The sequence below is a fragment of the Archangium sp. genome (assembly GCF_057119385.1).
The window spans coordinates 14890-35349 of sequence record NZ_DBNGVP010000004.1; the positions used below are offsets into that span (position 1 = coordinate 14890).

A 20460-nucleotide genomic window follows, 5' to 3' on the forward strand; every position below is an offset into this window, starting at 1 on the left:
ACGACCATGATCTTCCACCGCTCCATCGTTCAGTCCGCCAGCCTGTCGCTGGCGGTCCTCCTCCTCGGGGGCTTCACCCAGGAGTCCAACGTGTCCTCCACCCTGCGCAGCGCCTCGGGCGCCACGCTGGCCCCGGGTGACGTGGCCCCGGGCAAGCTGTACGCGCGTGATGCCACCGAGGCGCTCGGCAAGGGCCTCGTGTCGGTGTCCAACCCGGCCTCGCCCAAGCAGCCGCTCGCGGCGCCGCTCGCGCCCGAGACGCGCCGCTCCAAGTCCACCATGCTGCACGTGGCGCCGGGCTCGGCCCCCACCGAGGTGCGGCTCCCCATCACCGCGCCCGAGGACGCGTGGGTGATGTTCATCCCCAAGAGCAACAACCCCAAGCTGGGCGAGGAGGCGCTGCATGACGTGGCGCTCTTCGATCCCCAGGGCGTGCGCGCGGACCAGCGGGCGTCGCGTGCGGCCCACGCGGCGCTGGGCATGGACGCCGAGCGCATGAAGGCCGAGGGCGTCTCCCGCCCCATCTCCATGCTGCGCATGGACGCCAAGAACACCCGCGGCCTCTACAAGGTGAAGGTGGGCGCCAAGGCGGCCGCGCTGGGCCTCGCCATCGAGGTGCGGGAGCCCTCGTCCTCCATCGAGCTGTCGCTCACGGCCTCGGCGATGCAGCTGTTCCCGGGCAGCGACGGCTACGTGACGGTGGGCGTGACGTCGGCCGAGCCGGTGAAGCACGTGCGCTACGAGGCCTCGCTCTACAACCCGCGCTTCGAGCGCGTCCGCACGGTGCCGGTGGTGAAGGTGGGCAACGAGTACCGCGCCATGGTGTCGCGCGCGATGGACGAGCGCGATGAGCCGGGCTCGTGGGTGCTGGAGGTGCGCGCGGTGGGCTCCGCCGGTGGGCAGGACTTCGACCGGCTGGCGCAGACGGCGTTCGGCTTCGCGGTGCCCACGGCGCGCATCGCGTCCGCGGGCAAGGCGCGGCTGGTGCGCGAGGCGGGCGGCAAGGTGACGGCGCTCGAGCTGGACGTGGTGCTCGAGAGCCAGGCGCTGGACCGGTACGAGGTGACGGGCACGCTCGTGGCCACGGACGCCCAGGGCGTGGAGCGCCCGGTGGCCGAGGCGCAGGTGACGGACCTGCTCGGCGCGGGCACGCACACGCTGACGCTGCGCTTCGAGGCGGGCCACGCGGGCCTGTCCAAGCTCGAGGGCAGCTACGCGCTGCGCGGGCTGCAGCTGTACTCGCTGGGCACCAACACCCTGTACCACCGCCTCGCGAAGGGCCTGGACATCCGCATGCCGGCGGTCCGCGCCTCCGAGCTCGCCGCCGCCGAGGTGACGCCCGCCATCGACGGCCTGCTGCGCGCCGGTGAGTTCGACGTCGGTCAGTAGTGTAGGGTAGGGGAACACCGTTCGAGGTGTTCCCCTATGGCCCACCGCGATTTCAGCCGGGGCGAGTTCCTCGCCCTCTCTGGCCTGCTGGCCGGCTCCACGCTCCTGAAGGGCACGGCGCACGCCGCCGCGCCCAAGCCTCCCCCCGCGCCGAAGAAGGAGGTTCCAGCGGCCAGCCCGGCTCCGGCCACGCCGCCCGGCCCCACGCGGGAGGACTTCGAGCGTCTGCGCCGCGGCTGCCGCGCGTCTCTCACGCTCGGCACTTCCGGCAACGAGGGCGCCGAGCTGATCCGCATCGGCGAGTGGGTGCAGCGCCAGGGCCTCATGGGGGACGTGTACGGCAATGGCGAGCTCGTCCAGTCGCTGGAGAAGCGCGTGGCGGGCCTGCTCGGCTTCGAGGACGCGTGCTTCATGCCCACGGGCACCATGGGCCAGCTCATCGCGCTGCGCATGTACGCGGACGCCGGGGGCAAGCGCACCTTCGGTGTGCACCCCTCGTCCCACCACGTGCTGCACGAGAACGACAGCTACGCCGTGTTGCACGGGCTGCGCGCGGTGAACCTCTTGCCCTGGACGCGGCCGGTGCTCGCCGCGGACGTGCGCGAGGCCCGCGAGCCCCTGGACGTCGTCAGCGTGGAGCTACCGGTGCGGTGGCTGGGCGGGCAGCTCCAGACGTGGGAGCAGTTGGAGGAGCTCAAGCGCACCTGCCGCGAGCAGGGCGTGAAGCTGCACATGGACGGCGCGCGCCTGTGGGAGAGCCAGCCCTTCTACGGGCGCTCCTACGCGGACATCTGCCGGGGCTTCGACTCCGTCTATGTGTCCTTCTACAAGATGGTGGGCGCGCTGGGCGGGGCCATGGTGGCGGGCTCCCGTGACTTCATCCGCACCGCGCGCCTGTGGCGGCACCGGCATGGCGGCAACATCTTCCAGCTGTGGCCCTACGCGGCCTCGGCGGCCATGCGCCTGGACGACACGCTGGCCCGCATCCCCGGCTACGTGCAGCGCGCGAAGTCCCTCACCGAGGCGCTCGCGGCGGACCCCCGGCTCACCGTGCTGCCCCGGCCCGTGCAGACGAACCTCTTCCGCGTCTTCGTGCGCGCCGACGCGGGGGCCCTGAACCGTCAGCGCGATCGCATCGCGCGCGAGACGGGCATCTGGGTGGCCAACGGCTTCAGCCCGACGCGGGTGCCCGGCGTCGTCGAGACGGAGCTGCAGGTGGGCGAGGGGCTCACGGGAATCGACGACGCGGAGGCCACGCGGGCCTTCCTCCGGTTGCTCGAACCGGCGTAGCCGCCAGGGGCGTGACTCCGGGCGCCCGCATGCACGGACGCTCGGGAGACCGGGGGGCTTTTGTGAACTTTCCTGATGCTTCCCGTGCGGCCTAGAAGTTGGAATCGCGTCCTGGTGATTGTTTGTGTATCCAGCGTCTCGCGGCCGAGTCGCCCCCCACCATGTCCGACACCCTCGACTTCCAGGCGCTCTTCAACCACTCCCCCAACCCCTACATGGTGCTGGAGCGTGAGCTCCGGTACGTCGCCGCCAACGAGGCCTATCTCCGGCTCACGGTGAGCCGGCTCGAGGAACTCGTGGGGCGCTCCATCTTCGAGGCGTTCCCCCTGATCCCGCGGACCCCGACAACGCCAACGCGCGGATGCTGCGCACGTCGTTCGAGCGGGTCCTCACCCGGCGGGCGCCGGACATCCTGGCGCTGCTCCCCTACCGGGTGCCCGTGAGACGCCGGAGGGCGTGGTCGTGGAGGAGCGCTTCTGGAGCGCCACCCACACCCCCATCCTCGACAAGCGGGGGAGGTGGCCTTCCTCCTCCAGCACATGGACGGTGAGGCCGCCCCCTCCCGGGGTGCCAGGTGACCCGGGAGTGTCCGGCGGATGACACTTCCGAGGGGGGCTCGTTATGCTCGCCCCGCATGAGCGCCCGTTCCAACCCGGCCTTGCCGCCCGACGAGGTGGCCGAGAGTCTCTTCCATGCCGAGCATGAGACCCTGTTGCGCGCCATCCTCGGCAACTCCACCGATGGCTTGTTCGTGGTGGACGCGCAGAACCGCATCCTCTACGCCAACGACATGGTTCGGAGGATCCTCGGCCCCGGGTTCATGAACCACACGCACTACGACCCGAGGAACTGGAGCGAGCGCAACGGCCTCTTCTACCCGGACACGCGCACGCCGTACCCCGCCGAGGAGCTTCCGCTCTACCGCAGTCTCCGGGGTGAGCAGCCGCCCGAGGTGGACCTCTTCGTCCGCAATGCCGCCCACCCGGAGGGCCGTCACTTCCGCGTGAGATCCAGGCCCGTGCGCGACAGCCACGGACAGCTCCTGGGGGCCATCACCAACCTGAAGGACACCCACGATCAACGCCAGGCCGAGGCCGTCCAGCGCCGCAGCAAGCTGCGCTTCCAGCTCATGCTGGAGACCGCCCAGGAGGGCGTCTGGATGATCGACGCCGACAGGCGCACCACCTACGTCAACCAGTACGCGGCCACGCTGCTCGGCTACACGCCGGAGGAGATCCTCGGCAGGCACCTCTTCGAGTTCATCTGCCAGGAGGAGCTCGCCCGCTCGACCCAGGAGCTCGCGACGCAGGAGAGCGAGGGCCAGGCCGTCCTCGTCCATGACTTCCGGCTGATGCGCAAGGATGGGACGCCCGTGTGGACCCTGATCGCCGCCTGCCCCGTCCAGGACGAGAGCGGCGGATACCTGGGCTCGCTGGCCATGATCACCGACATCTCCCAGCGGCGCGAGAACGAGGAGAAGGCGCGCCGGCTCAACGCGGAGCTGGAGCAGCGCATCAGCGAGCGCACGGCCCAGCTCGAGTTCTCCAACCGCGAGCTGGAGTCCTTCGCCTACTCGGTGGCGCATGATCTGCGCGTGCCGCTGCGCAGCATCTCCAACTTCACCCAGGCGCTGTCCGAGGACTACTCCGCCACGCTCGACAGCACCGGCCGGGACTACCTGCAGCGCATCCGCGCCTCGTCCCAGCGCATGGCCGAGCTCATCGACGGCATCCTCGCGATCTCCCGCGTCAACAGCGCGGAGCTGGTGGAGACGGACGTGGACCTGTCCGGCCTGGCGAACACCGTCGCCGAGCAACTCCAGCGCTGGGCGCCCGAGCGCACCATCCGCTTCCAGATTCAAGAGGGGCTGGTGGATCGCGGGGATGCCCAGTTGCTGCGCCTGGTGCTGGAGAACCTGATGGGCAACGCCTGGAAGTTCACCCGCGAGAAGCCGGTGGCGGAGATCGCGTTCGGCACGCTGCCGGGGACGGGGAACGGGCGCGTCTACTTCGTCCGGGACAACGGGGCGGGCTTCGACATGGAGTACCAGAAGAAGCTCTTCGGTGTCTTCCAGCGGCTGCACACGCAGCAGGAGTTCGAAGGGCACGGGGTGGGGCTGGCCACCGTGCAGCGCATCATCCGCCGCCACAAGGGGCGCGTGTGGGGCGAGGGCCGGGTGTTGCAGGGCGCCACCTTCTACTTCACCCTCCACGAGCTCGCTGGCCCTCCACCCGCCTCCCGCTGAATCCAGAGGAAACCCCATGTCGAATCTCGATCCGAACCTGCGCCGGGAGACTTTCGGTTGGTACAGCCACCGGCTGGGCATGGACATGCCCATCGTCCGCTACGGCCACTGGGGCCCGGCCCTGCTGCTCTTCCCCACCGCCGGAGGTGACTTCCTCGAGGCCGAGCGCATGGGACTCATCCAGAGCGTGGCGCACCACCTGTTCGCCGGCCGGGTCCAGATCTTCAGCATCAACAGCATCAACCCCTGGGCGTGGATGAACGAGGGCCTGCCGCTCCACCAGAAGGCGCACAACCAGGCGCGCTTCTCGGAGTACGTGGAGGAGGAGGTCGTCCCGCACATCCGCCGCTGTCTGGGGAACGACCACGCGCGCCTCGGCGTGGCGGGGGCCAGCTTCGGCGCCTTCCACGCCGCCAATGCCTTCTTCCGGCGCCCGGACCAGTTCGAGCTGCTGCTCGGGCTGGGCGGCTTCTACGATCTCCAGGGAGAGTTCCTCCACGGCTACTGGAGCGACGACGTCTACTTCAACAACCCCGTCTCCTACGTGCCGAACCTGCCCGAGGGCCAGCGCATGGACCTGCTCCGGCACCACAGCCGCATCCATCTGGTGACGAGCCGCGGCGCCTGGGAGAACCCGGGGTACTCCGAGCACCTCAGCCAGCTGCTGCACCAGCGGGGCATCCCCCACAACCTGGACATCTGGGGCCACGACATGCCCCACGACTGGCCCACGTGGTACCGGCAGCTGGACCACTACATGGCCGAGCGGCTCGGGTACTAGACGGCCTTCCGGGGAGTCATCCCCTCCCGTGCCTGGAAACTATCCGTTGCATCGGGGGAGTGAGAAAGGCATGCATCGGGGATGCCTCATTTCACGTCCCGATTCATCGACTCGATGCCTGGAGATCCGCTCCAGGACGCGCGGCCGCGCCAGGTCCAGGGCGCCCTCTGGTCGAAGGTGCAGCCGACGCCCGTGTCGGCGCCCCGCATGGTGGCGTACTCGAAAGAGGTCGTGCAGCTGCTCGGCCTCGAGGAGGAGACGCTGCGCTCCCCCGAGGTCGTGCGGGTGCTCGCGGGCAACGCGCTGTGGCCGGGCATGGTGCCGTACGCGGCCAACTACGGGGGACACCAGTTCGGCAACTGGGCGGGGCAGCTCGGAGACGGCCGCGCCATCGTGCTGGGGGAGCTGCTCGCTCCGGACGGCCAGCGGTACGAGCTGCAGCTGAAGGGCGCGGGCCGGACGCCCTATTCCCGCCGGGGGGACGGGCGCGCGGTGCTGCGCTCCTCCATCCGCGAGTTCCTCTGCAGCGAGGCCATGCACCACCTGGGTGTGCCCACCACCCGCGCGTTGTCGCTGGTGGCCACCGGGGACGAGGTCATCCGGGACATGTTCTACGACGGCCATCCCGAGGCCGAGCCCGGTGCCATCGTCTGCCGGGTCGCTCCGAGCTTCCTGCGCTTCGGCAACTTCGAGCTCTGCACCAGCCGCGATGATCTGGGGCTGCTCGAGCAACTGGCCCGCTACACCGTGAAGCACTTCTTCCCCGAGCTCGGCGAGCCCGGGAAGGACACCTACGCCGCCTTCTTCCGCGAGGTGGCGCGGCGCACCGCCCGGCTCATGGCCCACTGGCAGGCGGTGGGGTTCGTGCACGGGGTGATGAACACGGACAACATGTCCATCCTCGGCCTCACCATCGACTACGGGCCCTACGGGTGGCTGGAGGACTTCGATCCCGGCTGGACGCCCAACACCACCGACGCCATGGAGCACCGCTACCGCTATGGCAACCAGCCCAACATCGGCATGTGGAACGTCGAGCGGCTGGGGGTCGCGCTCCTTCCGCTGCTGGAGGACCAGGAGGCGCTGGTCGAGGAGGGGCTGATCGAATACCAGCGCACCTTCTCGGAGGAGCTGTCGCGGCGGTTCGCGGCGAAGCTCGGGCTGTCCGCGTTGGAGGGCCAGGGCGATGTCGGGCTGGTGAACGAGTGCTTCGCCTGGCTCGCCGCGCACGAGACGGACATGACGATCTTCTTCCGCGGGCTGTCGCAGGTGGTCACCCTGCCGGAGGCTCCGCGCGAGCTGCCCCGGCCGGTGCGCGAGGCCTTCTACGGGCCCGTCCCGGAGGCGCACGCGGCCCGGGTGCTCGAGTGGCTGAGCGCGTGGTGGCAGCGCACGAGGAGTGAAAAGGCACCGCCCGCGGAGCTGGCGCGGCGGATGGACGCGGTGAATCCCAAGTACGTGATGCGCAACTGGCTCGCCCAGGAGGCGATCGACGCCGCGCACGACGGGGACGACAGCAAGGTGCACGCGCTGCTCGAGGTGATGCGCCGGCCGTACGAGGATCAACCGGGCCGCGAGGCCTACGCGGCGAAGCGGCCCGAGTGGGCGCGCTCGAAGCCGGGCTGCTCGGCCCTCTCGTGCAGCTCTTGAGCACGTTCTGCTAGGTTTCCTCCCATGGGAGTGGACATGGATCGAGCCAGAGACTTCGCGCGGCAGGGCTACCTCGTACTTCCCGGTTTCGTCCCGCCGGCCGCCTGCGATGCCTTGAAGGCCCGGGCCGAGCAGCTGGTGGCCGGCTTCCAACCGGAGACGGTCTCCATCTTCACCACGAATGATCAGACGCGGACCTCGGACGAGTACTTCCTCGGCTCGGGGGACGACATCCGCTTCTTCTTCGAGGAGAACGCCTTCCGGCCGGATGGCTCGCTGCGCCAGGACAAGGCGCTGTCCATCAACAAGATCGGCCATGCGATGCATGATCTGGATCCGCTCTTCGAGCGGTTCTCCCGCACGCCGGAGCTGGCGGGGCTGGCCTCGGAGCTGGGCCTGACGCAGCCGGTGCTGCTCCAGTCCATGTACATCTTCAAGCAGCCCCACATTGGCGGTGAGGTCAACTGCCACCAGGACGCGACGTTCCTGTACACGGAGCCGTCCACCTGTCTGGGCTTCTGGTTCGCGCTGGAGGACGCCACGCTGGAGAACGGCTGTCTGTGGGCGCTGCCGGGCGGGCACACGCTGGGCTTGAAGAAGCGCTTCGTGCGCGCCGCGGGAGGCGGCACGGCGTTCCAGGTGTTGGATCCCACGCCGCTGCCCGAGGAGGGGATGGTGCCGTTGGAGGTGGAGAAGGGCACCCTGGTGGTGCTCCACGGGCTGCTGCCCCACAAGAGCGGCGCCAACACGTCGTCCAAGAGCCGCCACGCCTACTCGGTCCACCTCATCGATGGAACGGCCCGCTACCCGGAGGACAACTGGCTGCGCCGCGCTCCCTCGCGGCCGCCCCGCGGCTTCGGTCCCCTCGCGAACGGCTGAACAGGCTTCAACTCCCGCGCAACTGCCGCCCGTTGCTCCGGGTACGCCTTCCCGCGGGTGACCCTCTGAACTTTCCGTATCCGTGGAATCAGGGAGGTCCGTGGATAGGGTCCAACACGGGAGACACCTGTCAGCCCGGTGGTGTATGGGGGTACCTCCCCTCGCAGTCCCCCCCAGAGGAGCCCCCCATGCGTCATCTTGGAACAGCCCTTCTCGCCGCGAGCCTGTTGGCCGGTTGCGGTGGTACCGAGCCCGAGTCGTCCAACGCGTCCATCGCGCGGCAGCAGGCGCCGCTCACCACCACGGACGTGGACGTGTCCCCGGAGTGCCAGGGCATCCTCCAGTTCGCGAACACGGCGTCCTACGAGACGCTGGACGCGTACCTGCCGAGCGATGTCGTCTCCAACCTCGTCGCCCGGCGGTCGGTCTCGCCGTTCGTGTCCCTGGCGGACATCTCCTCGGTGCGGCTGGTCGGTCCGGCCCGTCTCGAGCAGCTCGCGGGCGGCGCCCGGGCCCAGGGCTTCATCGGCTCCAGCTGTGTCGGCATCCTGGACGGCCTCGCGGTCTCCACGGATGACGCCGCCGCGATCGTGTCCCTGGTGAACACCATCAGCGACTCCGAGCTGCACGACGTGCTGCCGGACGCGTGGAATGGCGCCGTGAACCTGCTCACCCTGCGCCCGTTCACGTCCGTCCAGGCCATCTCCAACGTCGCGGGCATCGGCGAGGTGAGCCTGCGCAACATCCGCAACTCGGCCACGCTGAGCCGGCCCCTCGAGGCGCTCATCGACGCGGCGAATGCGGTGGGCAACCAGGGGAACAGCGGTGCGTACATGGCCCGCCACTTCGACTGGTGGCAGGAGGTGACGGGCAACGGCTCCTACCGCTACGGTGGGCTGGAGTGCTTCGGGCTCGAGCCGAGCAGCGTCCCGTATGGCGCCACCGTCCGGCCCTACCTGGCCGACGCCGCCGAGGTGCGTGCCGAGTTCGTGAGCACGCTGTCCTACGCCAACCGGTACAACCAGCTCTCCAGCAGCGTCATCTCCGCCGGCCTGGCGAACCTGGATGAGCGGATCGCTGGCCGCTCGTTCAAGGGCTGCTACTTCAGCTACGCGGACGATCCCTGGAGCGGGCACAGCGCCGCCATCTTCGTGGACACCGTGAACGGCTTCAGCCTGATGACCGACACCTACTGGGTCGAGTGATCGCACCGCGCTCCGGGGTGAGGGGCGCTCCCTCCCCCGGAGTGGCGGCTCCCTACGGCCAAGCGAGGAAGGCCCCCTGCTTCACGGACCACAGCTCCCGGCCATGCTCACCGTCGTTGGCGACGAAGAAGAGCCGCGAGCCGGAGGCGGTGAGCTGGAGCGGGGCGGCGCTCGCCGGGCCCTCGTGGATGTCCGCGAGGCGGTGGGTGCCCTCGGGCGTGCCGTCCGACGTCCACAGCTCCACGCCGCTCACGCCGTCCGAGGCGGAGAAGGCGAAGGCGCCCTGGTGGCCCATGGGCACGAAGGGGGCGAGGCCCACGCCGCTGCTCTCGGAGCCGGGCAGCACGTCGCGCAGCAGGACGGTTCCCTCGGCCGTGCCGTCGCTCTTCCATGGCTCGGTGCCGTGCACGCCGTCATCCGCCGCGAAGAAGAGGCCGCCGCCAATGGCGTACAGGCGCGCGGGGAGCTTCTGGTACGCATACGTCACCGGGAAGGAGGAGGCCGCTCCCGGGGCGACGTCCGCGACGAGCACGGTGCCCTCGGCGGTGCCATCGCTCTTCCACAGCTCGCGGCCGTGCACGCCGTCCTCGGCGGTGAAGAAGAGCGTTCCTCCCAGGTCCACCAGATCATAGAGGCTGGAGCCGCTCCGGCCCGGGAAGATGTCCTTCACGAGCACGGTGCCCTCGGCGGTGCCATCGGTCTTCCAGAGCTCCTCACCGTGGATGCCGTCGTTGGCGGTGAAGAACAGGGCCGTCCCCACCGGGAGCATCTCGGAGAAGCCGTAGCTGTAGATGGCGCTGCCCGTGCCCGGGAGGACGTCCTTGACGAGCACGGTGCCCTCGGTGGTGCCATCGCTCTTCCACAGCTCGCCGCCGTGGACACCGTCGTTGGCGATGAAGAAGAAGCCGTTCCCGGCGCGCGTCAGCTTCATGGGGCCGGAGCCGCTCCGGCCCGGGACGAGCTCCTTGAACAGGACGGTGCCCTCCACGGTGCCATCGCTCTTCCACAGCTCGCTGCCCGAGGCGCTCTCGTAAGCGGAGAAGAAGAGGGTGGAGCCCAGGGCGACACGTGACGTCACATCCCCGCCGGTGAAGCCGCGGAGCTCGAGCGTGCCGGCCGGGGTGCCATCGCTCTTCCACAGCGAGGCCGCGAAGTGGTTCGTCTGGAAGAAGAACACCGAGTTCCCCGCGGGAGTGAACGCGGTGGTGCGCACCCAGGGATCGGTGCTGATGAGTGGCTGGAGGAAGGTGGTGCCCTCGGCGGTGCCATCGCTCTTCCACAGTCCGGAGCCCTGCTCGGAGGTGGCGGTGCAGAAGAGCGTGCCCTCCACGTCCGTGAGGGACTGGGGATGGGAGGCGTTGGCGCGGAAGAGGTCGCGCAGCAGGCGGGTGCCACCGGGCGTCCCGTCCGTCACCCAGGGCTCCTGCCCGTGCAGGCCGTCATCGGCCCAGAACAGCACCCGGTTCCCCATCCGCGTGAGGTTCGACGGCGTGCGCAGGCGCTCTCCCTGGGCCGTCTGGAAGGGCAGGGTTCCCTCCACCGTCCCATCGGTGAGCCACAGGCGCGTCTCGCCCGAGGGCTCGCGGGCGGTGAAGAGCAGCCGGCCATCCGGGAGGGCGGCGCTCGTCCGCTGCTCCGAGGCCTCCGGCAGGCCGAGGTTCGCGAGCAGGAAGGTGCCCTCGGACGTGCCATCGCTCCGGTAGAGGCGGCCGTCCGTCGTCGAGAGGAGCAGGGTGTTCCCCACGGCCAGGGCCGAGGCGCTCAGGGATTGGATGTCGGAAGGAAGGTCCACGACCTCATGGCTCCCCGTCCCGGTGCTGTCGCTCTTCCACAGCGCCAGGCTCGGGCCCCAGGTGAAGGTGTCCGGGAGGGCGTAGGAGTCCGGGTCGTAGGCCGCGCCCGGGAGGGAGAAATAGAGCGCCCCGCCGGCGGCGGTGTGCACGGTGAGCGAGCTCTCGTACGGATTGAAGCCCGAGAGCTCGCCCGTCCCCTCGGGAGTGCCATCGCTCGTCCACAAGCTGGTACGCCAGTTGTAGCCGCCGTTGAGGAAGACCCTCGCGCCGGAGGTGAAGAACAGGGGGTTGCTCCAGCCCGTGATGTGGCCGACCGACGCGAGCGGCACCGTGCCCTCGGCGGTGCCGTCACTCTTCCAGAGCACGTTGTCCATGAAGGCACGGGCGTCCACGAAGAACAGCGTTCCCTCCGCGCAGACGACGGCTCGCGGGGGCTGCTCATAGGCGGTCTGGGGGTAGATGTTCACCGAGGCGAGCAGGACGGGGCGCTCGGGAGTGCCCTCGAGCGTCCACAGGCCCTGCGGATCGCGGAAGAAGATCCGGCCATTGCAGGCGGTGAGCTCACCGGGGCGGTCGAGCGGCAGGCCCTCGGGCCGCGGGAGCTCGAGGGTCCCCTCCGGCGTGCCATCGCTCTTGAACAGCCGGTTGCCGAGGCGCTCGTCATTGACGGCGAAATAGACGGTGTCGCCCACCGCGGCGAGCCACTCATGGAGGAAGCCGATCGCCGTCCTGGAGGTGAACTGCCGGACCAGGCGCGTTCCCTCGGGAGTTCCGTCCGTCTTGAAGAGCGCGGAGCCGCCGTTTCCATCGCGGGCTCCGAAGTAGGCCGTTCCGCTCGCGGTGACGACGGGGGGCGTGAACGCCCACGAGGTGTCCGCCCCCGCGGGGAGGGACTCGTCACTTACCTGGAGGTCCTTCACCAACGCGGGCCTGAGCCCGGGCGGCGGGGACTGCTTGAACGCGCTGGAGAGGAGGGAGGCCTCCTGCTCGGGCGCGGGGCCGGTGCAGCCGAGGGCGAAGGAGAGCAGCAGGGGTGACAGGGGACGGAGGGGGTGTCTGGCTTTGAGGTGCATGAGCGCGGCCGTGTGCAATGGCCGTGCTCGGCTGCCTGTCCCACGAGCAGGCGCTGCTCGTCAGAGGGAGCGGCCGGGGTTTCCACGACGCGCCAGCGCCGCGCGGGAGCAGCGGACTGACGTTTTTCGTCCCGCTCCGTGCCCTTCTTCGTCAGTGCTTGTCCCGGGCCAGCAGTGGTCCCACGAGCAACTGCTCCGACTTCTGCGGCTCCCCGAGACGCCAGCTCTGTCCGGAGCCGCTGTAGGGGTACAGCAGGAAGAGCGAGGAGGTGCGTGTCTCGATCTGGACACCCAGGCCGGATTCGCTTCCGGACTCGAGCGTGGTGACGATTGCGATGGCCCCGACATCGGCCGAGCCCGCGGCTCGCTCGAGATGCGCGAGGGTGGCCTCGAACAGCTCGTCCCAGGAGGCGCGTGGCAGTTGGTCCCGGGGAAAGAAGGTCTTGGGGTTGTCGCCCGCCGGGTCGAGCGTCAGGCCGAACGGGAGCACCGAGCCTTGCTTCCGCAGCAGGAGCAGGCCCGCTTCACGCGCCACATGCAGCGTCTTCCCCAACAACTCCTCGTCGTTCATCTTCGCCATCTCCCCTCCTTGGATCCTACCGGGGGCTCCCCCGGGTGCGGTCATGTGCCCTCGCTCTCGGAGGGCCAGCACCAGCAGACACACCCCGAGCAGGACCAGGCCAGGAATGAGAAGCCTTCTCGGAAACGAGGGAGCGCGCATCGGCCCCTGCATAGCATCTCCCGAGTGCTCGCGGATGGCACTACCGGTAGAAGTGGTCCGCGAGGAGGCGCGAGTTGAAGAGCATGGCGTCGTAGCTGGTGTAGACGCCGTGCCCGAAGCACGTGGCCAGGCAGTTGGGCAGGGCGCCCGTGCCCCGGTCGCCATAGTCGACGAGGTAGCTGAATCCGTCGCGAGGCACGCGCGCGCCGTGGCGCACGTGCTGGAGCCACGCCTTCACGTCGTAGCCCGCGCCGAGGATGGCATCGAGCCGGGCGGCCAGCTCCCGCTCCCGGGCGTTGCCCGGAGGAATGTCCGAGCCGGCGATGCCCCACAGGTGCACGTAGTCGCCGCTCTCGGTGTGGAGGACTCCGGCGACGGTGTTTCCGCGCGGCTCGGCTCCCCGGTGGTTGATGACGTGGAGGACGCGGCACTGCCGGCCGGTGGCCCAGCCGTAGCGCGGGGGCATGCCGAAGGTGGCGATGTCGAGCCGCGCGCGGGCCACCGTGCGGGCCATGTCCTGGAGGGCCTCGGTGGGCTCGCCCGCGTCGCGCACGGCCTGCCAGAGGGCCTCGGCGGTCCGCGCCGGGTAGACGAGCTGCGTGAGCAGGGCGAGCACCTGGCCACCGTGGCTGTGCCCCAGCAGCAGCGCCCGCTTGTTGCCGAGCTCCGAGGAGGCGAGGAGCTTCAGCAACTGCACGGCCGCGCGCAGGCGGGCGACGTGGTTGTTGGCCGAGCTCCAGACGAAGCGCGTGGTGGGGATGTCGACGCCCAGCGCCTTCTGGAAGAGCGAGACGTACTCGGGGGTGTAGTTGCCCAGGTCGCGCAGGACGCGATCGCTCGGGAGCTTGGAGAGGCGCTGCAGGGACGGCATGAGGCCGGGGCCCAGGGCCGAGAGGGGCCCCTCGAGCGCGGAGAGCAGCTGGGTGGGGTCATGGCCCACGAAGGTGCCGTGCACGAAGACGACGTGGCGCACCCCGGCGCGGCGCAGGCGGAGCCCGGCCTGGGCCATGGCCTCGCGCCAGGCGGGGGATTGGGCCTCGAGGACGGGCGTGTCGCGGACGATGGGCGGCATGGCCTCGAGCGCCCGCACCGCGAACGTCCCCGGCTGTGGCGCGGCGTCGTACTGCTGGGGCTGGCAGGGGGCTGGCTTCGGACGGCGCCGCCACGCGATGAGGAGCCCGGCGAGAACCGCGGCGAGAAGGAGGAGCGTGAGCGCGAGCCACATCGGGTGCTGCATGGCGCGCCAGCTTATCGGAATCTGGGAAATCCGGCGCAACTCCATGAGGGACGCCCCGACAATTCCGGATTGATTCGAGCCTGCTCACGTCCAACACCTGGACCCAGACGAAGGCGGTGGGCTCGAAGCTGTGGATCGCCCTCTACACGGGCACGCCGGGCAATCCGACGATCGGGTCTGCCTTCCCGAGCCCGATTGATGGCATGCCCGGACCCAATACGTACGCGGGCCTGGCGAACCTTCTGGACTGAACCGGCAACGGGGCGCCGCCGGGTGGACGAGGCCTCTGTCCACTGCGTGGCGCCTCGTTGCCCCTCTGGTGCGGGTGCCAGGGCTTCTCGCGTGACTACAGCTTCCCGGGGGTCCGGGGCATTCAGTGGCCTCGGGGAGGGGAAGACCATGAGACCGGGAGCCAGACGGCTGTCGATGCTGTTGCTGGCGTTGAGCCTCACCCACTGCGGAGTGTCTTCCGAGGACAGGGAGCAACCGTCCTCGGACAGGGTGATGGAGGTGGACGAGGCGCTGGCGGCGGCTGACTGCGTTCCGGCCACGCGGCTTCTGGAGATCACACGCATCCGGGGGCCGGAGGGAATGGTCGCCGTGGGGGACCAGCTCTTCTTCATCGTCGCGGGCTTCACGGACTGGTCGCTCTGGAAGAGCGACGGGACGACGTCCGGCACGGTCAGGGTCAAGGTCATCGCGCCCATCACCGCCCCCGAGGGCCCGCGGGCACTCACGGAAGCCCGGGGGCTCCTCTTCTTCTCCTCCAACGGCGTTCTCTGGAGGAGCGACGGGACCGCGTCCGGTACGCACCCGGTGGACGTGCCTCGGCTCACGAATGCCCATCACCTGAGGGAGTATCGGGGCCGGCTGCTCGTCATCCGGCCCGTGCCCGGAAGTGGGGACGAGCTGTGGCTCACCGACGGCACGGTCGCGGGGAGCCGCCGCATCCTGGGCACGCCTCCCGCGCTCGCCATCGACCGCTTCCCCTCGCGCAGCGTGGAGACGGAGCGCGGAGATCTCGTCTTCGTCGCGGAGCGGGTGGGGGACCCGGGCAGGCCCCGGGTGTTCCGGCTCACCCGCTCGGGAGCCCTGGTGGAGCTCTTCCAGGCCTCGAGGGGCGGCATCGGCATCACCCAATTGACCGCGGTCGGTGACAAGGTCTTCTTCTTCACCGACGAGCTGGCGCCGGGGGAGCCCTCCCACCTGTGGAGCAGCGATGGCGCGCCGGGGAGCGCCGTCCTGCTGCGGAACTTCGGGCTGTTCGGTCCGCCCTTCGGGCTCACGGCCTTCGACGGGCGGCTCTTCTTCACCGCCGGCGCCGAGGACGGGCCGCGGGGCTTCGAGCCGTGGGTGAGCGATGGCACGCCCGCGGGCACCCACCCGTTCGTGGACATCCGGCCCGGGGAATCGGCGGGCTCGCTCCCGACGAACATGACGGTCCTCGGGGACAGGCTCTACTTCGTGGCGGATGACGGCGTGCACGGCCGCGAATTGTGGGTGACGGATGGCACGGCCGCCGGTACCCGGCTCTTCATCGACCTCCAGCCAGGAGCGCCGTCCTCGTTCCCCTATGGGCTCGCGACGGCCAACGGGAAGCTCTACTTCGTGGCGGATGACGGCGTGCACGGGAGCGAGCCCTGGAAGGTATTCGAGGGCCGGCCCCGGCGGGTGGCGGATATCATTCCCGGTGGTGGCTCGGCGCCGATAGAGCCCGGCGTGGGACTCTTCGACGCACCGGCCGGGTCCTTCGTCCGCGCGGGGAGCTTCGTCTATTTCCTCACCGCGACCGGCGAGACTCCCGACAACGCGCTCTGGTCCATGAAGACGGGCTCGTACTGCCCGCCCCGCTGAGTCACCGGCGTGGGGCGCGGTATCCCCGACGGGATTCGAACCCGTGGCGCTCAGCGCCCATGGCCGAGGAGCAGCGAGGAGATGCTCGCCACGAGGGGGGACAGGACCGTGATGCCGTCCTGAAGCTCCTTGAGCACCGAGTCGCGCAGTCCGAGATAGGCGCGCACGGCCTGGCGCTCCTCGGTCCAGTTCTTCCAGGTCGCGTGGGGTCCGAGGGAACTCTGGAGGATCCGGCCCGAGAGCGCCTCGCCAGCGGCGTTCAGGGTCTGGCGGGCCGGCAGGTAGATACTGGCGAGCAGTCCAGTGAGATAGACGCCAATGGCCACCAGGAATGAAGCATCGAACGAGACGTGTCGAGCGGGCAGGGCATCGAGCACGACGTTGCGCATCGCCCCCAAGGCCAGGACGTTGGTGCCGATGCTCGCGGCGATGAGGTCGAGTGACCTCCTCAGCTGCGACCGGAGTTGCTGATACCGCAGCACGGCCGCCTGGAGCTCCCGGGTGTCGAGCACTCCGGGGGCCTCGTGGGGCTCCGCCCTGGAGCCAATGAGCTGGACGTGAATGCCAAAGCAGTGGGAGACATGCGGAATGGCCACCGCCGCTCCCAGGATGCCCAGGAGCGCGAGCTTCACGCGCGCGCCCGGCATCTCGGCAAGGGAATCCACATCCACGGGGAACACCTCCACGAGCGGGGAATTGAGGGGCACGACGATGGCTGGCAGGGCGCCCAGGACAAAGAACAGCACCGTGCAGAAGACCACGGCTCCGCGCTGAGTGGGCGTGCCGGCCCGGACAGGATGGGGGCTGCCCAGGGCCGCCAGGAGCGTGACCACATAGATCACGGGGAGGAGCGCGGCGAGCCCATGGAGGAGCCATGTCCTCGAGGAGTGCAAGAAGGCGTCGCCCACGCGGCCAGGGGACTGCAGCAGGAGCAGCGAGGCCAGGAAGACCCCGGGGCAGAGCACTGAAAGGGCGAGAGGTGAGCGCAAGAGCAGCGAGAGGAGCTCCTCCCTCGGCTGTCCCGGAACCCGGTGTCCCTCCCCATGACGCGGCTCCGGCATGCAGGCCTCCTGTCTCGTGGCGAATTCCTGGCGCGTGGAGAGGCTCGAGGATGTCACCAAGACACGTCTCGGGCACGCGCGGCTCCCGGCGCTTGTTGGCGAGCGAGCAGGAGCGTGATGCCCTTGCCTCACCTATCCGAGGAGTACGCGTGCCCCCGCCAGGATGTAGAGCCCGAGGCCGATGAGCACGAAGGGGAGCACGAGGTGCCCGTACCGCTTGATGGGCTCACCCAGCAGGCGGTTCTTGACGAGCGAGTATCCGGCGAGACACCAGAGCGCTGTCATGACGGCGAAGACCACCACATGTCCGGGGATGGCTCGCGGATCGCTCGCGAAGAGGGGGATGTACACGCCGAGGTTGTCGCCCCCATTCGCCACCGTCACCCCCGCGACGGCCAGCACCTGGGAATGAGTCCGGCGCTCCATGCGCTGCTCCGCGGCCTCGGCCTGCGCCTCCTCCGTGGCGCTGGCCCCTCGGGCCCGTATCAGCTCGCGGAGCTTGCGCACGCCCAGAATGAGTGGCACGGCGCCCAGGAGCGCGGTGTACCCCTCCGGAATGGCCAGTGCGGCGACGGAGGCCAGCACGCTGACGAGCACCAGCACCCCGATGCCGAGGAACTGGCCGGCGACGACGGCGCGTGCCCTCAGGTGCGGATCGGCGAAGAACGCCGCGAGCAGGAAGATGTCGTCGATGTTCGTCGAGACGAAGACCGTGGTGCTGATGCCGATGAGCGTGAGCGAGGCCGCCATGCGGGATGAAAATGGAGTACACTCCGAGTGAACCCAATTCTGGAGGCAGCATGGCACGGCTCGGAGCTCGTTCGATGCGCGGTACGGTCTTGTTCCTGGCAACCCTGTTCACCGTGGCGTGTGGTGGCCCCGTGGAGGAAGGAGACGGCCCGGCCGCTCCGTCCCAGGCGGCGGTCTCGGAGGAGGTCACCCCGGTGCCAGCCAACGTAGGGGCCATGAGCACCTGTGGAGAGAGCTACGGGAGCTGCGCGACGGGAGAGGTGTGCTGCTATCCCTGCGGCATCGAGGGCTGTCTCTGGCAGTGCATGGCCGTCACGCGCTGCCCGAAGGTTCTCTGAGATGGGCGAGGTGGGTCTCCCTTGTCTCCACCTCGTAGAGGGTGAGCAGCCGAGCGTGGAGGGGGCCGCGACGTCTAGAATCGGGTCAGGGGCGTCATCGACGCTCCTGCCCCCTTTCCAGACAAGGGTCCCCACATGGCGAGCAACCTTTCCGATGTGACCCCGCCGTCCTCGCCTCCCTCCCTCCAGCCGTGGCACCCCGTGGGGACGCGCCGGAGGTGGGGGATGTGGTGGATGGCCTGGCTGGACTCGTTCCTCTCCGAGCCTCTGCGCGGGGCCGCGCCCTCGGACCTCCTCCGCTATCGGGTGCTGGTCGGCAGCACGCTCTTCTGCCTGCTCTTCGGCGTGCTGAATCTGTTCGAGGGCATGCTGGCGCCCAACACCGAGGTCTCGAGAGCACCCCTCCTCCTCACGGGCTTGATCGTGCCGGGCACGCTGTTCCTGCTGCGCCGGAAGGCGTCGCCCACCGCCGCGATCTTCTTCTTCTGCGTGAGCTTGACCGTGGGGTTCGTCATCATCGCCATCCTCTATGGGGACCCCTTCGCCAGTGCGCACGCGGTGACCACGCTGCTGCCCGCGTTCGCGGTGTACCTGATGGGGCCCCGCCTGGGCCTGGCCATCACCCTCTTCATGGCCGTCATGCTGGGGCTCATCCGCCCCTTCCTTCTCACCCGCACCGGAGTTTCGGTGCTCACCATCCCCGCCGAGCTGCTGTGGGCCATGCACATCGGCGCCATCATCGCCGTGCTGGGCATCTGGGTCCTGGGCACGCTGCACAGCACCGCTCGCGATGAGATCCAGCTGAAGCTGGAGCAGGCCTTGAAGACGTTGCGCGACAGCGAGCGCAAGCTCAGCAGCCTCTTCGAGAACACCGATGACCTGGTGTGCTCGCTGGATGCCGAGGGGCGCCTGCTCGTGGCCAACACCGCCATGAAGCGGGCCTTCGCCCGGTACTTCGGCAAGGACCTGGCCCCGGGCCAGCCCCTGTTCGCGGAGGTGGAGCCCCGCGTCAAGGAAGCGTGGGACGAGCGCTTCCGCCAGGTGCTCCAGGGACAGCGCCTGCAGTTCGAGCTGGAGTACACGTGGGACGGCGCGCCCGTCGTGCAGGAGCTCTCCCTCGGCCCCATTCCCGGCGAGAGCGGGCGGCCCGAGGGCATCACCCTCTTCGCCCGGGACATCACCGTCCGCAAGCAGGCCGAGGCCCGGCTGGGAGAGATGCACAGCACCCTGGTGGATGTCTCCCGGCAGGCGGGCATGGCGGAGGTGGCCACCGGCGTGCTCCACAACGTGGGCAACACCCTCAACAGCGTCAACGTCTCGGCCAGTCTCGTCACCGATGGGTTGCGCAAGCTGCACGTGTCCGGGCTGGCCAAGGCCGCCGCGCTGCTCCACCAGCACTCCGCGGAGCTCCCCCGTTTCCTGGCGGGAGATCCGCTGGGGAAGCAGCTCCCGGAGTATCTCCAGGCCCTCTCCCAGCGGCTGCTCCAGGAGCAGGACTCCCTGGTGAAGGAGATGTCCTCGCTCAACGAGGCGGTCGAGCACCTCAAGTCCATCGTCAACATGCAGCAGAAGCACGCGCGCACCGTGGGAACCGTGGAGCAGGTGGCCGTGCCCCGGCTCATCGACGAGGCGCTGCGCCTGCACGCGGTCTCCTTCGAGCGCCTGGGTATCCGCCTCGAGCGCGACTACGCCGAGGTGCCTCCCCTCGTCATGGACAGGCACAAGCTGCTGCAGATCCTGATCAACCTGCTGAGCAATGCCCGGCACGCGTTGGTGGCGGGCTCGAGAGCAGAGAAGCGGCTCTGCATCCGGGTGCGGCTCGCCCCTGGCGGCCAGTGGCTGCGCATCGAGGTGGAGGACAACGGCATGGGCATCACCCCGGAGAACCAGCGGCGCCTGTTCTCCCAGGGCTTCACCACGAAGAAGACCGGCCACGGCTTCGGTCTGCACATCAGCGCCCTGGCCGCCACGGAGTTGAAGGGCCGGCTGTCCTGCACCAGCCCGGGGCCGGACCAGGGCGCCACCTTCACCCTGGAGCTACCGCTGGCGCTCCAGGAGGCCAGCGAGCCGGTGGGGGCCGCGCCATGACGCTCCCATGGAGCGGACGGCTCCTCCTGCCGCCCTGGCCAGTGTGAAGCACCTCACGACGGACTGCACGTCCGGGCCGTTGGCAGAAGGCCCTGGCGCGGGCACG

The 20460-nt window shown here is 69.6% G+C and carries 16 protein-coding genes; 11 read left to right on the top strand and 5 right to left on the bottom strand.

The features are described from left to right. The first annotated feature begins 6 nt into the window (after positions 1 to 6). From AC16DP_RS01935 to AC16DP_RS01970, 8 genes are all read left to right on the top strand, one after another. Positions 7 to 1389, top strand: a complete 1383-nt coding sequence (locus tag AC16DP_RS01935) for a DUF4785 family immunoglobulin-like domain-containing protein (protein ID WP_329734457.1) — start codon at positions 7 to 9, stop codon at positions 1387 to 1389. Positions 1390 to 1425: 36 nt separating this feature from the next. After that, positions 1426 to 2679, top strand: coding sequence for a threonine aldolase family protein (locus AC16DP_RS01940; protein WP_329734458.1), 1254 nt, complete (start codon positions 1426 to 1428; stop codon positions 2677 to 2679). 161 nt (positions 2680 to 2840) lie between these two features. After that, the gene (locus tag AC16DP_RS01945) at positions 2841 to 3122 is read left to right on the top strand and encodes a PAS domain-containing protein (protein ID WP_329734459.1); all 282 of its coding nucleotides are present in this window, start codon (positions 2841 to 2843) and stop codon (positions 3120 to 3122) included. A 191-nt stretch (positions 3123 to 3313) separates the two neighbouring features. Beyond that, the gene (locus AC16DP_RS01950; protein ID WP_329734460.1) at positions 3314 to 4924 is read left to right on the top strand and encodes a sensor histidine kinase; all 1611 of its coding nucleotides are present in this window, start codon (positions 3314 to 3316) and stop codon (positions 4922 to 4924) included. 16 nt (positions 4925 to 4940) lie between these two features. Continuing rightward, positions 4941 to 5705, top strand: a complete 765-nt coding sequence (locus tag AC16DP_RS01955; RefSeq protein WP_329734461.1) for an esterase family protein — start codon at positions 4941 to 4943, stop codon at positions 5703 to 5705. 81 nt (positions 5706 to 5786) lie between these two features. Continuing rightward, a complete protein-coding gene (locus AC16DP_RS01960) occupies positions 5787 to 7355 on the top strand; it encodes a protein adenylyltransferase SelO (RefSeq protein WP_329734462.1) in 1569 nt (522 codons plus the stop codon). A gap of 36 nt (positions 7356 to 7391) precedes the next feature. Next, complete coding sequence (locus tag AC16DP_RS01965; RefSeq protein WP_329734463.1) at positions 7392 to 8234, top strand: phytanoyl-CoA dioxygenase family protein; 843 nt, start codon at positions 7392 to 7394, stop codon at positions 8232 to 8234. A gap of 188 nt (positions 8235 to 8422) precedes the next feature. Beyond that, entirely contained in the window at positions 8423 to 9439 is a 1017-nt protein-coding gene (locus AC16DP_RS01970) for a hypothetical protein (protein ID WP_329734464.1), read from the top strand. 52 nt (positions 9440 to 9491) lie between these two features. On the opposite strand, the gene AC16DP_RS01975 is transcribed toward AC16DP_RS01970, so the two are convergent. The 3 genes from AC16DP_RS01975 to AC16DP_RS01985 form a co-directional block, all read right to left on the bottom strand. Then, a complete protein-coding gene (locus AC16DP_RS01975; protein ID WP_329734465.1) occupies positions 9492 to 12305 on the bottom strand; it encodes an ELWxxDGT repeat protein in 2814 nt (937 codons plus the stop codon). Positions 12306 to 12456: 151 nt separating this feature from the next. Beyond that, the gene (locus tag AC16DP_RS01980) at positions 12457 to 12885 is read right to left on the bottom strand and encodes a hypothetical protein (protein WP_329734466.1); all 429 of its coding nucleotides are present in this window, start codon (positions 12883 to 12885) and stop codon (positions 12457 to 12459) included. A 181-nt stretch (positions 12886 to 13066) separates the two neighbouring features. Further along, positions 13067 to 14263 carry a hypothetical protein gene (locus tag AC16DP_RS01985; RefSeq protein WP_329734467.1) on the bottom strand — a complete coding sequence of 399 codons (1197 nt, stop codon included), beginning with the start codon at positions 14261 to 14263 and terminating at the stop codon, positions 13067 to 13069. 399 nt (positions 14264 to 14662) lie between these two features. On the opposite strand from AC16DP_RS01985, the gene AC16DP_RS01990 reads away from it, so the two are divergent. Next, entirely contained in the window at positions 14663 to 16117 is a 1455-nt protein-coding gene (locus AC16DP_RS01990; RefSeq protein ID WP_329734468.1) for an ELWxxDGT repeat protein, read from the top strand. Between the two features lie 50 nt (positions 16118 to 16167). On the opposite strand, the gene AC16DP_RS01995 is transcribed toward AC16DP_RS01990, so the two are convergent. Next, a complete protein-coding gene (locus AC16DP_RS01995) occupies positions 16168 to 17106 on the bottom strand; it encodes a hypothetical protein (RefSeq protein WP_329734469.1) in 939 nt (312 codons plus the stop codon). A 204-nt stretch (positions 17107 to 17310) separates the two neighbouring features. Beyond that, on the bottom strand, positions 17311 to 17928 hold the full coding sequence (locus tag AC16DP_RS02000; protein ID WP_329734470.1) for a cadmium resistance transporter: 618 nt from the start codon (positions 17926 to 17928) through the stop codon (positions 17311 to 17313). A 74-nt stretch (positions 17929 to 18002) separates the two neighbouring features. Between AC16DP_RS02000 and AC16DP_RS02005 the strand changes: the two genes are divergently transcribed. Beyond that, complete coding sequence (locus tag AC16DP_RS02005; protein ID WP_329734471.1) at positions 18003 to 18266, top strand: hypothetical protein; 264 nt, start codon at positions 18003 to 18005, stop codon at positions 18264 to 18266. A 234-nt stretch (positions 18267 to 18500) separates the two neighbouring features. Beyond that, positions 18501 to 20354 carry a two-component system sensor histidine kinase NtrB gene (locus tag AC16DP_RS02010; RefSeq protein ID WP_329734472.1) on the top strand — a complete coding sequence of 618 codons (1854 nt, stop codon included), beginning with the start codon at positions 18501 to 18503 and terminating at the stop codon, positions 20352 to 20354. Positions 20355 to 20460 lie beyond the last annotated feature (106 nt).

Coding starts and splice junctions, on each gene's coding strand:
- AC16DP_RS01935 (WP_329734457.1), top strand. CDS start 7: ATGATCTTCCACCGCTCCATCGTTCAGTCCGCCAGCCTGTCGCTGGCG.
- AC16DP_RS01940 (WP_329734458.1), top strand. CDS start 1,426: ATGGCCCACCGCGATTTCAGCCGGGGCGAGTTCCTCGCCCTCTCTGGC.
- AC16DP_RS01945 (WP_329734459.1), top strand. CDS start 2,841: ATGTCCGACACCCTCGACTTCCAGGCGCTCTTCAACCACTCCCCCAAC.
- AC16DP_RS01950 (WP_329734460.1), top strand. CDS start 3,314: ATGAGCGCCCGTTCCAACCCGGCCTTGCCGCCCGACGAGGTGGCCGAG.
- AC16DP_RS01955 (WP_329734461.1), top strand. CDS start 4,941: ATGTCGAATCTCGATCCGAACCTGCGCCGGGAGACTTTCGGTTGGTAC.
- AC16DP_RS01960 (WP_329734462.1), top strand. CDS start 5,787: ATGCCTCATTTCACGTCCCGATTCATCGACTCGATGCCTGGAGATCCG.
- AC16DP_RS01965 (WP_329734463.1), top strand. CDS start 7,392: ATGGATCGAGCCAGAGACTTCGCGCGGCAGGGCTACCTCGTACTTCCC.
- AC16DP_RS01970 (WP_329734464.1), top strand. CDS start 8,423: ATGCGTCATCTTGGAACAGCCCTTCTCGCCGCGAGCCTGTTGGCCGGT.
- AC16DP_RS01975 (WP_329734465.1), bottom strand. CDS start 12,305: ATGCACCTCAAAGCCAGACACCCCCTCCGTCCCCTGTCACCCCTGCTG.
- AC16DP_RS01980 (WP_329734466.1), bottom strand. CDS start 12,885: ATGGCGAAGATGAACGACGAGGAGTTGTTGGGGAAGACGCTGCATGTG.
- AC16DP_RS01985 (WP_329734467.1), bottom strand. CDS start 14,263: ATGCAGCACCCGATGTGGCTCGCGCTCACGCTCCTCCTTCTCGCCGCG.
- AC16DP_RS01990 (WP_329734468.1), top strand. CDS start 14,663: ATGAGACCGGGAGCCAGACGGCTGTCGATGCTGTTGCTGGCGTTGAGC.
- AC16DP_RS02000 (WP_329734470.1), bottom strand. CDS start 17,928: ATGGCGGCCTCGCTCACGCTCATCGGCATCAGCACCACGGTCTTCGTC.
- AC16DP_RS02005 (WP_329734471.1), top strand. CDS start 18,003: ATGCGCGGTACGGTCTTGTTCCTGGCAACCCTGTTCACCGTGGCGTGT.
- AC16DP_RS02010 (WP_329734472.1), top strand. CDS start 18,501: ATGGCCTGGCTGGACTCGTTCCTCTCCGAGCCTCTGCGCGGGGCCGCG.